The following is a 13,988-nucleotide window of genomic DNA, read 5'->3' on the forward strand; positions in this document are numbered from 1 at the left end:
TGCCAGCCGTCCGGCCCCCCGCGCTCAGTCCAGCACCGGCAGCAGCTCGGGCAGGTGCCCGTCCGAGGCCGTCGCCGCCCGCTGCCGCTCCTCCGGGACCTCGCCGTACAGCGTGGTGCGCGGACGGGCGGGGCGGCCCGCCGCCTCGGCCACCGCGATCAGGTCCTTGACCGACTTGTAGGAGCCGTAGGAGGAGCCCGCCATCCGGGAGATCGTCTCCTCCATCAGCGTGCCACCGAGGTCGTTGGCGCCCGAGCGCAGCATCTCCGCCGCGCCCTCCGCGCCCAGCTTCACCCAGCTCGTCTGGATGTTGGGGATGTGCGGGTGGAGCAGGAGGCGGGCCATCGCCGTCACCGCACGGTTGTCCCGGATGGTCGGGCCGGGGCGCGCGATGCCCGCCAGGTACACCGGCGCGTTGGTGTGGATGAAGGGCAGGGTCACGAACTCCGTGAAGCCGCCGGTCTGTTGCTGGATACGGGCCAGCGTGCGGAAGTGGCCGAGCCAGTGGCGCGGCTGGTCGACATGGCCGTACATCATCGTCGAGGAGGAGCGGATGCCCAGTTCGTGCGCGGTCGTGATGACCTCGATCCAGGTCGCCGTGGGCAGCTTGCCCTTGGTCAGGATCCAGCGGACCTCGTCGTCGAGGATCTCGGCGGCGGTGCCGGGGATCGAGTCCAGGCCCGCCTCCTTCGCCGCGGTCAGCCATTCACGGATCGGCATGCCGGTGCGGGTCGCGCCGTTGACGACCTCCATCGGCGAGAAGGCGTGCACATGCATCCCGGGGACCCGGGCCTTCACCGCCCGCGCGATGTCGAAGTACGCCGTCCCCGGCAGGTCCGGATGGATCCCGCCCTGCATGCAGACCTCCACCGCGCCCACGTCCCACGCCTGCTGGGCCCGGTCGGCGACCTGCTCCAGGGAGAGCGTGTAGGCGTCCGCGTCCGTGCGGCGCTGGGCGAACGCGCAGAAGCGGCAGCCGGTGTAGCAGACGTTGGTGAAGTTGATGTTCCGCGTGACGATGTACGTCACATCGTCGCCGACCGCCGCCCTGCGGACGTCGTCGGCGATCCGGGTCAGCGCGTCCAGTGCCGGTCCGTCGGCGTGCAACAGGGCGAGGGCCTCGGCGTCGGTCAGCTTCGTCGGGTCGTCGGCCGCGGTCGCCAGGGCCGCCCGGACGTCGGTGTCGATGCGCTCGGGCGCCATGCCGGGTGCCGCGGCCTCGCGCAGGGCCCCCCAGTCGCCGTACACCTCATCGAAGTCGTCGCGGCGGTCGGACGTCCGGCCCTCGGTGTCGATCGTGGCGTGCAGATCCGTACGGCCGCTCGCCTCGAAGGCCTCCTCGGGCTCCTGCCACGGGTGCCCCTCAACGACCGCGTCGGGCCGTGCGAGGCCCGTCTCCGGGTCCGCCAGCGCCGCCACGTGCGGGCGCAGCCGAGGGTCCAGCCAGGGCTCGCCACGGCGCACGAACTCCGGGTACACGCACAGCCGTTCACGCAGCTCGAACCCTGCGGTGCGGGAACGCTCGGCCAGCTCCTCGATCTGCGGCCAGGGGCGCTCGGGGTTCACATGGTCGATCGTCAGCGGGGAGACCCCGCCCCAGTCGTCGATCCCGGCGCCGATGAGCCGCTCGTACTCGGAGTCCACGAGGTTCGGCGGGGCCTGAAGGCAGGCCGACGGTCCCATGAGGTGCCGGGCGACGGCCACCGTGGCGACGAGTTCGTCGAGTTCGGCGTCCGGCATGCCGCGCATCGCCGTGTCCGGCTTGGCGCGGAAGTTCTGGATGATCAGTTCCTGGATGCCGTGGTAGGCGCGGGAGATCTTGCGGAGGGCGAAGAGGGACTCGGCGCGCTCCTCGTACGTCTCGCCGATGCCGATCAGGATCCCCGAGGTGAAGGGCACGGAGGAACGGCCGGCGTCCTCCAGGACGCGCAGGCGGACGGCGGGTTCCTTGTCCGGGGAGCCGTGGTGGGGGCCGCCGGGCTCCGACCACAGGCGGGTGGCGGTGGTCTCCAGCATCATGCCCATGGACGGCGCGACGGGCTTGAGCCGCTGGAAGTCGGTCCAGCTCATGACGCCCGGGTTGAGGTGCGGGAGCAGTCCCGTCTCCTCCAGGATCCGGATGGAGATCGCGCGGACGTAGGCGATGGTGTCGTCGTAGCCGTGCGCGTCCAGCCACTCGCGGGCCTCGGGCCAGCGGTCCTCGGGCTTGTCGCCGAGGGTGATGAGGGCTTCCTTGCAGCCGAGGGCGGCGCCCTTGCGGGCGATGTCGAGGACCTCGTCCGGGGACATGAACATCCCGTGCCCTGCGCGGCGCAGCTTGCCGGGGACCGTGACGAAAGTGCAGTAGTGGCACTTGTCCCGGCACAGCCGGGTGAGCGGGACGAAGACGCTCTTCGAGTAGGTGATGACCCCCGGGCGGCCCGCGGCTTCGAGCCCCGCGTCCCGGACCCGCGCGGCGGACGCGGTGAGGTCGTCGAGGGCCGCGCCGCGGGCCTGGAGCAGCACGGCCGCCTCGGTGACGTCGAGGGCGACGCCGTCCCTTGCTCGTTTCAGGGCGCGACGCATGGAGTTCTCGGTGGGGCCGGATCCAGAGGTCGCGGGAGTCGTCATTCCTTGAGCATACGTTCGGGGGTTGTGGGGTCGGAGGGGGTCGGGGGTGAGGGTGTGCGTTGCCGGGTGCGGGTGCGTTGTGGCTGGTCGCGCAGTTCCCCGCGCCCCTGGGGTGCCTGGTCCGGCCTTCGTTCAGAGGAACTCGGCGTATTTGTCCAAGGCCCGCAGCACGTCCGCTTCCCCCGCCGGTGGCAGCTGCGCCACGACCTCCTCGATGCCCAGGTCCGCGTAGTGCGCGAGCTTTCCGGGGTTGGGGTAGATCGCGTACGGGACGACCTGGAGGGCGGCGGGGTCGCGGCCGGTGTCCGTCCAGGCTTGGCGCAGCACCGGCAGGGTCTCGGTCAGGCCGCGGCCGCCGATGGGCATCCAGCCGTCGGTGTAGTCGCAGACGTGGGAGAAGAGCTTGGGGCCCGCCGCGCCGCCGACCAGCGTGCGGGGGCCGACGACCGGGCCGCGCGGCTTCCGTACCGGCTTCGGGTAGGCGTAGGAGGCCCGTACCGACCCGAACTCGCCCTCGTGGGCGGTCGGTTCCTCCGTCCACAGCGCGCGCATCAGCGCCATCCGGTCGCGGACGAGATCCCGCCGGGTGCGCCAGTCGACGCCGTGGTCGGCGGCCTCCTCCACGTTCCAGCCGAAGCCGATGCCGAGGGTGAGCCGCCCGTCGGAGAGATGGTCGACGGTGGCGATCTGCTTGGCCAGCGCGACGGGGTCGTGCTGGGCGACCAGCGTGATCCCGGTGCCGAGGCCGAGCCGCTCGGTCACGGCGGCGGCCTGGCCGAGCGCGACGAAGGGGTCGAGGGTACGGCCGTACTCGGGCGGCAGCTCACCGCCCGCCGGATAGGGCGTGGTCCGCTCGACCGGGATGTGGGTGTGCTCGGGCAGATACAGCCCGGCGAAGCCACGCTGCTCCAGCTCGCGGGCGAGCCGGGTCGGGGTGATCGTCTCGTCGGTCAGGAAGATCGTGACGGCGATTCTCATGACCCATCTGTACCGGGGTCGGCGTGAGAAGTCGATACCGACTGGTCGGCACCTTTTCGGCCGCCGGATCAGCGCCTTCCGGCCGCGATTCCCTCGGATTTCCTTCCCTTCCTTGCGAGTTCATACCCACCGTGCACACTCCCGGGCATGTGTGACGACGACGCAAGGCTCGGAAGACGCGCCCTGTTCGTGACGGGCGCCGCGGCGGCGCTTACGTTGGGGAGCGTGACCTTCGCGAGAGGGGCGGACGACATGCACCACACCGCGACCCGCACGGTCCGCGGGACCCTGCCGCCCGGATCGCCCGATTTCGTGTACGTCCCCGTCGAAGTACCGGACGGGGTGCGGGAGATCAAGGTCGCCTACACCTACGACCGCCCCGCGGTCCCCGCCGGAACCCCCGGCAACGCCCTGGACATCGGCATCTTCGACGAACGCGGCACCGACCTCGGCGGCAGGGGCTTCCGGGGCTGGTCGGGCGGCGCCCGCACGGAGTTCTTCCTGCGCGCCGACGACGCGACCCCCGCGTATCTCCCCGGCCCGGTGAACGAGGGCACCTGGCACATCGTCCTCGGCCCCTACACGGTCGCCCCGCAGGGCCTGGCCTACGAGCTCACGATCACGCTCTCCTACGGCGAGCCGGGCCCCGTCGCCGAGCCGGTGTACCCGCCGCAGCGGGCCCGGGGGCGCGGCCGGGACTGGTACCGCGGCGACTGCCATCTGCACTCCTGGTACTCCGACGGCCGCCGCACCCCCGCGGAGATCGCCTCGCTGGCGCGGGCCGCGGGCCTGGACTTCATCAACAGCTCGGAGCACAACACGCACTCCGCGCACGCGCACTGGGCGGAGGTCGCGGGCGACGACCTGCTGGTGCTGCTGGGCGAGGAGGTCACCACCCGCAACGGCCACGTCCTGGCCCTGGGCACGGATCCCGGCACCTTCGTCGACTGGCGGTATCGGGCCCGCGACAACCGGTTCGGGAAGTTCGCCCGGCAGATCCGCAAGGCCGGCGGGCTGGTCGTACCGGCCCATCCGCACGCCACCTGCATCGGCTGCAACTGGAAATTCGGCTTCGGGGAGGCGGACGCGGTCGAGGTGTGGAACGGGCCGTACACCCCCGACGACGAGGTGGCGCTGGCCGACTGGGACGGGATGCTGGTGGCGTCGGTGCGGTCGGGGCGGGACTGGATCCCGGCGATGGGGAACTCCGACGCGCACCGGGCTCCCGACCCCGTGGGGTCGCCGCAGACCGTGGTGCTCGCCGATGACCTGACCCGGGAGGCCGTGCTGGAGGGGATCCGGGCGGGGCGGTCGTATGTCGCCGAATCCGGGAATGTGTCGCTGGCCTTCACGGCCTCGGGTGGGCGGGGCGAGCATGCGGGGATCGGGGAGCGGCTGCGGGTCGGGCGCGACACTCCGGTGACCGTGCGGGTGGAGGTCGCGGGTGCGCCTCGGTGTCATGTGCGGTTCGTGACGGATCAAGGGGTGCTGTTCACGAGCGGGCCGCTGCCGGTGTCGGGGGCGGGGGTCGTGGAGTGGGGGACCACGGCCTCGTACGCGGCGTATGTGCGGGTGGAGTTGCGGCATGAGGCTGTGGTGGGGCCGTTGCCCGGGGCGTTGGCGGCGTTCTCGAATCCGATTTTTCTGGGGCGGGACTGAGGGATTCCCGCGTGCGGGCCGATGGGGGCTGGTCGCGCAGTTCCCCGCGCCCCTCAGGTGGGATCGGTGACCGTCAGTTCGGCTACGACAGCCGCGTGGTCGGAGGGCCAGACGCCGTCCACCGGGTGGTCGCCGGCCCGGCTCACGGCCCGCACCGAACCCTGGCCGCCCAGATGGACGTAGTCGATCCTCGCTGGCTGCCGCCTCCCGCCCAGGCGGTACGGGAGCGCCGGGTCCCAGTCCCAGGTCGTCGACGGGGTGGCCGGGTCCGCCGTCGTCCACGCGTCGCGGAAGTCGCGGCGGAACAGGCTCAGTTCCTCGGAGTCCGGCTCGGCGTTGAAGTCGCCGGTCACGATCACGGTGCCGTCCCGGCGGGCGAACTCCGCCAGGGCGGCCGCCTGTTCGGCGCGTACGGCGGAGGTGTCCGGGGCCGAGGTCAGGTGTGCGGTGATGAAGGAGACGGGGCCGGTTCGCGCGTACAGGGCGAGGCGGCCGTCGTCCAGGTCGGGCGGGACCGGCAGCCGTAAGACCTCGCGCTCCTCCACCGGCCAGCGGCTCAGGACCGCGTTGCCGATGTCGACCGTCGGGTCGGCTATCCGGCGGCGCCAGCGCTCGGGGGCCGGGGAGGGGGCCCAGGTCCAGTGCAGGCCCAGTTCGCCGGCCAGCCACTCCGCGAGGTTCTCGCCGTCGGCGGACCAGACCTCCTGGAGGCCGACGAGGTCGGGGCGCAGGTCGCGCAGGACGGAGAGGATCGCTTTCTGACGTTCGCGCCAAGGCCCGAACCGCCACCAGAGGTTCCAGGTCATCACGCGCACGGCCACCCGCCCCTCGGTCATGACACCGTCAAGGGCACCATTAAAAGGGACACAGATGAACAACCGAATGGCCGACGACAGGAGCCCGACCGACCATGCCCCGCAGCATCGAGCGCAAGTACCGGGCCGTCACCGCCTTTCAGCGCCGGCTCAACGCCGTCATGCGCCGGCTGCCGAACCACACCCTGCTGGAGACCACGGGCCGCACCTCGGGCCTGCCGCGCCGCACCCCGGTCGGCGGGCGGCGCGTCGGTGACTCCTTCTGGCTGGTCTCGGAGTTCGGCGAGCGTTCGCAGTACGTGCGCAACATCATGGCCGACCCGAAGGTGCGGGTCCGCGTCCACGGCCGCTGGCACACGGGCACGGCCCATCTGCTGCCGGACGACGACCCGGTGGCGCGGCTGCGGACCCTGCCCCGCCTCAACAGCGCGGCGGTCCGGGTGATCGGCGCCCAGCTGCTGACCGTACGGGTGGACCTGGACGGCTGAGGGAGGCGCGCTAGCCCGGCCAGACGATCGACTGCACCTCGCTGTAGGCGTGCAGGGCGTAGGAGCCGACGTCCCGGCCGACCCCGCTCTTCTTGAACCCGCCGAAGGGCGCCTCCATGTTCCGGCCGACCGTGTTGACGCCGACGCCTCCGGCGCGGAGGCGGCGGGCGACGCGGAAGGCCCGTGCGACATCGCGGGACCAGACGTAGTCGATCAGGCCGTAGTCCGTGTCATTGGCGAGGGCGATGCCCTCTTCCTCCTCCTCGAAGGGGATCACGCAGACGACCGGACCGAAGATCTCCTCCCGCGCGACCCTCATGTCGTTCGTGCAGTCGGCGAGCAGGGTGGGGGCGATGTAGAAGCCCGTGGCCAGGGGCGGGCGTTCGCCTCCCGCCACCACCACCGCGCCCTCCTTGCGGCCCAGTTCGACGTACGACTCCACCCGGTCCCGGTGTGCCGCCGAGATCACCGGGCCGACCACCGTGTCCGGCTCCCGGGGATCGCCGACCTTCAACCGGCCCGCGTAGGCCGCCAGTTGCTCGACCAGTCGGTCGTACACCGACCGGTGGGCCAGTACCCGGGTCGGTGCCGTGCAGATCTGGCCGCTGTAGAAGGAGAAGGTCGTGCCGATGCCGGACACGGCGGATGGGATGTCGGCGTCGTCCAGGACCAGTGCCGCGCCTTTCCCTCCCAGCTCCATCAGTTGGCGTTTCATCTCTCGGCCGCACACCTCCGCGATACGGCGGCCCACGGCCGTGGAGCCGGTGAAGCTGACCATGTCGACGTCCGGGGAGGCGACGACGGCCTCCCCGACCTCCGCCGAGGCCCCGGAGACCACGTTCACGGCACCCGGCGGCACCCCAGCGGCCTCCAGCGCCTCCGCCATGCGGTAGACGGACAGCGGGTCCTGCGGGGCGGGCTTCACCACGACCGTGTTCCCCATCGCCAGCGCGGGCGCGATCTTCCCGGCGGCGTTGGCCCACGGGTTGTTGTACGAGGAGATACAGGCGACGACCCCGACGGGCTGCCGTACGGCCAGCGCACCCATCACCCCGGCCCGGCCCATAGGCCCGGCCTCGTTGATCTGGGGCGCGATCGCCCACTCAGCGGGCTCGACCCGTGAGTACCGCCGGAACCGGGCGGCGGCCACTCCGACCTGCATCGCTCGGGCGGTGCCGGTCGTGGCGCCGGTCTCGGCCCGCGCCAGTTCGGCGTACGGCACGAGCCGGTCCCGGATCAGCTCCGCCGCCCGGCCGAGGATCGCGGCCCGCTCCTCGGGCGCCGTGCGCGACCAGGGCCCGAGCGCCTCGCGGGCCGCCGCGCAGGCCGCGTGCGCCTGATCCGGCGTGGCCTCGGGAGCCGGGCCGACGGTCTCCTCGGTCGCCGGGTCGAGGACGTCGTAGTAGCCGCCCTCGGGCTCGGCCCAGGACCCGCCGATGAACAGGCCCCGGCTCACCGGGTGCTCACCGTGCGCGTGTCCCGTCCGGACCGCAGCACCTTCCCCGGCACCGAGCCGGTCACCACGTCGTCCCGGATCGCCTCGACGCCGTTGACCCAGACGGCGCGCACCCCGATCGCCCGGGAGTCGAGACGCGGGCTGTCACCCGGCAGGTCGTGCACCAGGGTGGCCGTACCCGCGTCGATGCGGTCCGGGTCGAACAGGACCAGATCGGCATGGAATCCCTCCTGCACCCTCCCCCGCTCCCGCAGCCCGAAGAGCCGCGCCGGGTCATCGGTCAGCATCCGCACCGCCTGCTCCAGCGGGACCAGCTTCCGCCCCCGCAGACAGTCGCCGAGGAACCTCGTCGTGTACGGCGCCCCGCACATCCGGTCCAGATGGGCCCCGGCGTCCGAGCCGCCGAGCAGCACGTCCTCGTGCTGCCAGGTCTGGGCCCGCAGCGCCCAGGAGGCGGGGTCGTTGTCGGGCGGCATGGGCCACAGGACGGTCCGCAGCTCGTCGTTCGCGCAGATCTCGACGAGACAGGCGAAGGGGTCCAGGCCCCGCTCGGCCGCGATGTCCCGCACCACGCGGCCGGTGAGCCCGCGGTTCGCCTCGCTGTAGGTGTCGCCGATGACGTACCGCCCGAAGTCCGCGAGCCGCCGGAAGACGCCGGCCTCCTTGGAGGACGCGTGCCGCAGCATCTCCGCGCGGACCGCGGAGTCCCGGAGCCGGGCGATCCGCTCGGGAACGGGCAGTGCGAGGACCTCCCCCCAGCCCGGTATCAGGTTCAGCGCGCAGAAGGTGCCCAGGGACATGTTCATCGGAGTCAGGATCGGCATGGTGAGGGCGACGACCCTCCCGCCCGCCTTCCGGGCCCGCTCACTGGCCAGCAACTGCCGGGGCACCCGCTCGGGCACGGCGGCGTCGATGGTCAGCACATTCCAGTTCAGGGGCCGCCCGGCCGCCGCGCTCATCTCCGCGAACAGATCGATCTCGGCGTCGCTGAACTGGTCGAGGCAACCGGCGACGATCGCCTCGATCTGCGTCCCCTCGTGCTCGCCCACGGCCCTGGAGAGCGCGAGCAGTTCCTCGGGCAACGCGTGCCGGGACGCCACCGGTTGCCCGTCGCCGTCGGAGTGCGTGGACGACTGGGTGGTGGACAGCCCCCAGGCCCCGGCCGCCATGGCGGAACGCAGCAACTGGACCATGTGGTCGAGCTGTTCGGGGCTGGGCTGACCCCCCACGGCATCCGGCCCCATGACGTACCTGCGCAACGCACAATGCCCCACCATGAACCCGGCGTTGACGGCGATCCGCCCCTCCAGCGCGTCCAGGTACTCCCCGAAGGAGTGCCAGCTCCAGGGCGCCCCCTCCTCCAGGGCGACCAGCGACATCCCCTCGACCTTGGACATCATGCGGCGGGTGTAGTCGGCATCGTCGGGGCGGGCCGGGTTGAGGGGCGCGAGCGTGAAGCCACAGTTCCCGCCGGCGACCGTCGTCACTCCGTGGTTGAGGGAGGGGGTGGCGTACGGGTCCCAGAAGAGCTGGGCGTCGTAGTGGGTGTGGGGGTCGACGAACCCCGGGGCGAGGACCATCCCGGAGGCGTCGTCGACGGACCGGGCGGGTTCGGTGACACGGGGGGCGATGACGTCGATACGCCCGTCCCGAATACCGACGTCGGCGGTGTAGGCGGGAGCACCGGTCCCATCGACGACGGACGCACCTTTGATGACGTGATCGAGCACAGGGGTCACTCCCTTGGACTGCGGTGGGTCGTCCTACCTAGCTCAGACACCCCTCCGGAACCGCGTAGTCCGATGCACAGGATCCGTATCGATCTTCGGAATCACGTGCTCCCCAATGAGCCGGATCGTCTGCAAGGTCTCCTCCTTCGGCACCCCGACCGGCAACCCGAAGCTCAACTGATCCGCCCCCGCCTGCTCCCACCGCTTGCACTGCCGAAGCACCTCGTCCGGATCCCCGCAGATGACGAGCTCCTCCTCGATGAGCACCTCGACGAACTCCTCGGTGTACTCGGGCAGCGTCTCCGGCCACACCGGAAACCCCTCGGGCCGGGGAAACGTGTCGTGGTACCGGAACACCAGCGACGGGAGATAGTGCAGCCCCCCGCTCACCGCGATCCGCACCGCCTCCTCGTGCGTGGGCGCACAGATCGCGGTCGTCGTCACCATCACGTTGTCGTTGACGAAGTCACCGATCGGCTCCGCGTCCACGATCGCCGTCTTGTACTGCTCCAGCACCCACTCCATGTCGGAGACCTTCTGTACGCTGAACCCCAGCACCCCGAGCCCCTTCTTCGCGGCCATGGAGTACGAGGGGGGCGACCCGGCGGCGTACCACATCGCCGGGTGGGACTTCCCGTACGGCTTCGGCAGCACCTTCCGCGGCGGCAGTGACCAGTGCTTGCCCTGGAAGCCGGCGTACTCGTCCTGGAGCCACATCTTCGGGAACTCGGCGATGGTCTCTTCCCAGATCTCCTTGGTGTGGTTCATGTCCGTGATGCCGGGCAGGAACCCGAGGATCTCGTGCGACCCGGCGCCGCGTCCGCTGCCGAACTCGAAGCGGTTGCCGGAGAGATGGTCGAGCATGGCGACCTTCTCGGCGACCTTGACCGGGTGGTTGACCTGGGCCAGCGGGTTGAAGATCCCGGAGCCCAGATGGATCCGCTCGGTGGCGTGCGCGAGGTAGCCGAGGAAGACGTCGTTCGCGGACAGGTGCGAGTACTCCTCCAGGAAGTGGTGCTCGGAGGCCCAGGCGTACTTGAAGCCGGACTTGTCCGCCTGGATGACGTACTCGGTCTCCTCCATCAGCGCCTTGTGCTCGGCGAGCGGGTCGGTCTCTGCTCGCTTGCCGACGTATCCCTGTACAAAGAGCCCGAATTCCAAGGCGGTTCACCGTCCCCGGTCTAGGAAGGTCTGCTGGTTTCTGATGGTCCGTCAGATGTCACATGCCTGCTGACTGTGGCACCGCGGGCATGAGGCGTCAATAGCTGACGGATAGTCAGATGGTGGTCGGATGGCGGGGATCAGACGACCGACACTCCCGCCAGCCAGCCGCCGTCGATCACGAACGGCTGCCCGGTGATGTAGGACGAGTCCTCCGAGGTCAGGAACAGCGCGAGACGGGCGACCTCCGCCGGGCGTCCGATCCGCCCGAGCGGTACGAGCTTGCGGTACAGCCCGTCCAGGGCCCGTGCCGTCTCCTCCGCGTCCGCCGCCGGGTCCAGCTGGGCCGGGTTGGACATGGCGGTGTCGATGGCGCCGGGGCACATGGCGTTGACGCGGATGCCCCGGGGGGCCAGCTCCAGCGCGGCGACCCGGGTGAGCCCGACGATGGCGTGCTTGGAGGCCGCGTACGCCCCGACGGCCGCCATTCCGGTCAGCCCGGTGTAGGAGGCGGTGTTGACGATCGTGCCGCCGTCCTCCAGCTCGGGCGCGACGGTCCTGATCCCGAGGAAGCAGCCGACCTGGTTGACCCGGACGATCCGCATGAACTCGTCGAGGGGGGTGTCGACCAGGGAGTTGAAGCGCAGGATGCCGGCGTTGTTGACGAGCCCGTCGATCCGCCCGTACGCCTCCTTCGCGACCCGCACGGCGGCCCGCCACTCGTCCTCCTCCCCCACGTCGAGATGGACGTACCGCGCCCCGATCTCCTTGGCGAGGGCCTCGCCCGGCTCGTCGAGGACGTCCGCCACGACCACCTCGGCGCCCTCCTCCCGGAACAGCCGGGCCTCCTGCTCCCCCTGGCCGCGCGCCGCGCCGGTGACGATGACGACGCGCCCGTCGAGCTTGCCCATGGGCTGACTCCTCACAGGTCGGGTCCGACGTCGGCGCCGAACGCCGCGATCTGGTCGATGAGTTCGTCCCGGCTGCGGCTGCGGAACCGCACCTGGATCTGGTCCACGCCCATCGCGCGGTACGCCCGCAGCGACTCGGCGAGTACGGCCGGGGCACCGGTGAGCGTGCGACGGCCGACGTGCCAGGACGGGGTGCCGATGTAGAGGGGTTCGGCGATCGCGCCGATGGTGAAGGGGCCTTGCCGTCCGGCCTGTTCGCGCAGGTCGCGGATGCGGGCGAGCTGCCCCGGCAGGCGGTCGCGCGGGTCGCCCTGCGGCAGCCAGCCGTCCCCTTTGAGGGCGGCCCTTCTGACGGCGGCGGGCGAGGAGCCACCGACCCACAGGGGGACGTGCTCCTGCGCGGGCCGCGGCAACTGCCCGAGTCCCTCGAAGTCGTAGAGCTTGCCGTGGTGCTCGGGGAACTCCTCCGGCCCGAGCGCGGCACGCAACGCGTCCACGCACTCGTCCAGTACGGCGCCCCGGTGCGCGAAGTCCACGCCCAGCGCCGTGAACTCCTCCTCCACGTGTCCGGCGCCCACGCCCAGGACGAGCCGTCCGCCGGAGAGGTGGTCGAGGGTGGCGTACTGCTTGGCGGTGAGCAGGGGGTGCCGGAGGCCGACCACGGCGACATGGCTGAGCAGCCGGGCGTGCTCGGTGGCGGCGGCCAGGTAGGCGAGGGTGGCGACGGGGTCGTACCAGATCGTGCTCATCGCCGGGGCGAGGCGGCGCGGGATGGCGATGTGGTCGCAGGAGGCGAGGTAGGAGAAGCCGGCGCGATCGGCGGCCCGGGCGATGGCGAGCAGGTCCTCGGGGCCGGCGGCGGCCTCCCAGGGCTCGGCGTAGAGGGTGCTCTGGGACTGGATCGGGAGCTGGATGCCGTACTTCATGGTGTCCAGAGCCCTTCGGGGGTGAGCTGGAGCAGCTCGATGGCGTTGCCCCGGACGATCTTCTCGACCACCTCCGCGTCCAGATGCCCCATCTGGGCCTCGCCGACCTCGCGGGACTTCGGCCAGGTGGAGTCGGAGTGCGGGTAGTCGGTCTCGTAGAGGACGTTGTGCAGACCGATCGCGTCCAGGTTCCTGAGCCCGAAGGCGTCGTCGAAGAAGCAGCCGTAGACGTGCTCGGCGAACAGTTCGGACGGCGGCCGGTGCACCTTGTCGGCGACCCCGCCCCAGCCCCGGTTCTCCTCCCAGACGACGTCAGCCCGTTCGAGGATGTAGGGGATCCAGCCGATCTGGCCCTCGGCGTACATCACCTTGAGGTTCGGGAAACGTTCGAACTTGCCGCTCATCAGCCAGTCCACCATCGAGAAGCAGCAGTTGGCGAAGGTGATGGTGGAGCCGACGGCGGGCGGGGCGTCGGCGGAGGTGGAGGGCATGCGGCTGCTGGAGCCGATGTGCATGGCGACGACCGTGCCGGTCTCGTCGCAGGCGGCGAGGAAGGGGTCCCAGGCGTCGGTGTGGACGGAGGGGAGCCCGAGGTGCGGGGGTATCTCGGAGAAGGCGACGGCCCGGACGCCGCGGGCGGCGTTGCGCCGGACCTCGGCCGCGGCGAGTTCGGCGTCCCAGAGCGGGATGAGGGTGAGCGGTATGAGCCGCCCTCGGGCGCTGGGCCCGCACCACTCCTCCACCATCCAGTCGTTGTAGGCGCGGATGCAGAGGAGGCCTAGTTCGTGGTCGCCGGCCTCGGTGAAGGTCTGGCCGCAGAAGCGCGGGAAGGTCGGGAAGCAGAGCGCGGACTGGACGTGGTTGACGTCCATGTCGGCGAGGCGGGCCGGGACGTCGTACGAGCCCTTGCGCATCTGCTCGTAGGTGATGACCTCCAGCTTGATCTCGTCGCGGTCGTAGCCGACGGCGGTGTCGAGCCGGGTGAGGGGCCGGTGCAGGTCCTCGTAGACCCACCAGTCGCCGATCGGCCCGTCGCCGCCCCGCTCGCCCATGACGGGCTTGAAACGGCCGCCGAGGAAGGTCATCTCCTTGAGGGGCGCGCGAACGATACGGGGCCCGATGTCGAGGTACTTCTTCGGGAGCCGGTCCTGCCACACCTGCGGGGGCTCCACCGTGTGGTCGTCGACGGAGATGATCGGGGGAAGGGTCGGTTTGGTCTCCATAGGCCTCACGGTAGCGCCGATCTGACGGTCC

11 protein-coding genes are annotated in these 13,988 nt (G+C 71.2%); 2 read left to right on the forward strand and 9 right to left on the reverse strand.

The features are described from left to right. Positions 1 to 24: 24 nt before the first annotated feature. Positions 25 to 2,610, reverse strand: coding sequence for a bifunctional FO biosynthesis protein CofGH (locus tag STRCI_RS18100; RefSeq protein ID WP_269659992.1), 2,586 nt, complete (start codon positions 2,608 to 2,610; stop codon positions 25 to 27). Positions 2,611 to 2,742: 132 nt separating this feature from the next. Beyond that, entirely contained in the window at positions 2,743 to 3,588 is an 846-nt protein-coding gene (locus STRCI_RS18105; RefSeq protein WP_269659993.1) for an LLM class F420-dependent oxidoreductase, read from the reverse strand. A 147-nt stretch (positions 3,589 to 3,735) separates the two neighbouring features. Here STRCI_RS18105 and STRCI_RS18110 point away from each other — a divergent pair, with 147 nt between their 5' ends. Then, on the forward strand, positions 3,736 to 5,247 hold the full coding sequence (locus tag STRCI_RS18110; protein ID WP_269659994.1) for a CehA/McbA family metallohydrolase: 1,512 nt from the start codon (positions 3,736 to 3,738) through the stop codon (positions 5,245 to 5,247). 53 nt (positions 5,248 to 5,300) lie between these two features. Here the strand turns inward: STRCI_RS18110 and STRCI_RS18115 are convergent, their stop codons facing one another. Then, positions 5,301 to 6,083: an endonuclease/exonuclease/phosphatase family protein gene (locus tag STRCI_RS18115; RefSeq protein WP_269659995.1), complete on the reverse strand. Its 783-nt coding sequence runs from the start codon at positions 6,081 to 6,083 to the stop codon at positions 5,301 to 5,303. Positions 6,084 to 6,157: 74 nt separating this feature from the next. On the opposite strand from STRCI_RS18115, the gene STRCI_RS18120 reads away from it, so the two are divergent. After that, on the forward strand, positions 6,158 to 6,550 hold the full coding sequence (locus tag STRCI_RS18120; protein ID WP_269659996.1) for a nitroreductase/quinone reductase family protein: 393 nt from the start codon (positions 6,158 to 6,160) through the stop codon (positions 6,548 to 6,550). 10 nt (positions 6,551 to 6,560) lie between these two features. On the opposite strand, the gene STRCI_RS18125 is transcribed toward STRCI_RS18120, so the two are convergent. The 6 genes from STRCI_RS18125 to STRCI_RS18150 all read right to left on the reverse strand — a co-directional run bounded on the left by STRCI_RS18125 (position 6,561) and on the right by STRCI_RS18150 (position 13,957). Further along, a complete protein-coding gene (locus tag STRCI_RS18125; RefSeq protein WP_269659997.1) occupies positions 6,561 to 8,006 on the reverse strand; it encodes an aldehyde dehydrogenase family protein in 1,446 nt (481 codons plus the stop codon). After that, positions 8,003 to 9,736, reverse strand: a complete 1,734-nt coding sequence (locus STRCI_RS18130; RefSeq protein WP_269659998.1) for an N-acyl-D-amino-acid deacylase family protein — start codon at positions 9,734 to 9,736, stop codon at positions 8,003 to 8,005. The genes STRCI_RS18125 and STRCI_RS18130 overlap by 4 nt, the downstream gene beginning before the upstream one ends. 42 nt (positions 9,737 to 9,778) lie before the next feature. Next, positions 9,779 to 10,897, reverse strand: coding sequence for an LLM class flavin-dependent oxidoreductase (locus STRCI_RS18135; protein ID WP_269659999.1), 1,119 nt, complete (start codon positions 10,895 to 10,897; stop codon positions 9,779 to 9,781). Between the two features lie 140 nt (positions 10,898 to 11,037). Further along, complete coding sequence (locus STRCI_RS18140) at positions 11,038 to 11,808, reverse strand: SDR family NAD(P)-dependent oxidoreductase (RefSeq protein WP_269660000.1); 771 nt, start codon at positions 11,806 to 11,808, stop codon at positions 11,038 to 11,040. 11 nt (positions 11,809 to 11,819) lie between these two features. Next, a complete protein-coding gene (locus STRCI_RS18145; protein ID WP_269660001.1) occupies positions 11,820 to 12,734 on the reverse strand; it encodes a TIGR03619 family F420-dependent LLM class oxidoreductase in 915 nt (304 codons plus the stop codon). After that, complete coding sequence (locus STRCI_RS18150) at positions 12,731 to 13,957, reverse strand: amidohydrolase family protein (RefSeq protein ID WP_269660002.1); 1,227 nt, start codon at positions 13,955 to 13,957, stop codon at positions 12,731 to 12,733. The genes STRCI_RS18145 and STRCI_RS18150 overlap by 4 nt, the downstream gene beginning before the upstream one ends. Positions 13,958 to 13,988: the final 31 nt, after the last annotated feature.

The organism is Streptomyces cinnabarinus (assembly GCF_027270315.1).
GTDB classification, from domain to species: domain Bacteria; phylum Actinomycetota; class Actinomycetes; order Streptomycetales; family Streptomycetaceae; genus Streptomyces; species Streptomyces cinnabarinus.

What these genes read in the sequence shown, in the direction of transcription:
- STRCI_RS18150 (WP_269660002.1), bottom strand. Translation starts at nt 13,957, where the DNA reads ATGGAGACCAAACCGACCCTTCCCCCGATCATCTCCGTCGACGACCAC.
- STRCI_RS18100 (WP_269659992.1), bottom strand. Translation starts at nt 2,610, where the DNA reads ATGACGACTCCCGCGACCTCTGGATCCGGCCCCACCGAGAACTCCATG.
- STRCI_RS18110 (WP_269659994.1), top strand. Translation starts at nt 3,736, where the DNA reads ATGTGTGACGACGACGCAAGGCTCGGAAGACGCGCCCTGTTCGTGACG.
- STRCI_RS18140 (WP_269660000.1), bottom strand. Translation starts at nt 11,808, where the DNA reads ATGGGCAAGCTCGACGGGCGCGTCGTCATCGTCACCGGCGCGGCGCGC.
- STRCI_RS18105 (WP_269659993.1), bottom strand. Translation starts at nt 3,588, where the DNA reads ATGAGAATCGCCGTCACGATCTTCCTGACCGACGAGACGATCACCCCG.
- STRCI_RS18120 (WP_269659996.1), top strand. Translation starts at nt 6,158, where the DNA reads ATGCCCCGCAGCATCGAGCGCAAGTACCGGGCCGTCACCGCCTTTCAG.
- STRCI_RS18145 (WP_269660001.1), bottom strand. Translation starts at nt 12,734, where the DNA reads ATGAAGTACGGCATCCAGCTCCCGATCCAGTCCCAGAGCACCCTCTAC.
- STRCI_RS18115 (WP_269659995.1), bottom strand. Translation starts at nt 6,083, where the DNA reads ATGACCGAGGGGCGGGTGGCCGTGCGCGTGATGACCTGGAACCTCTGG.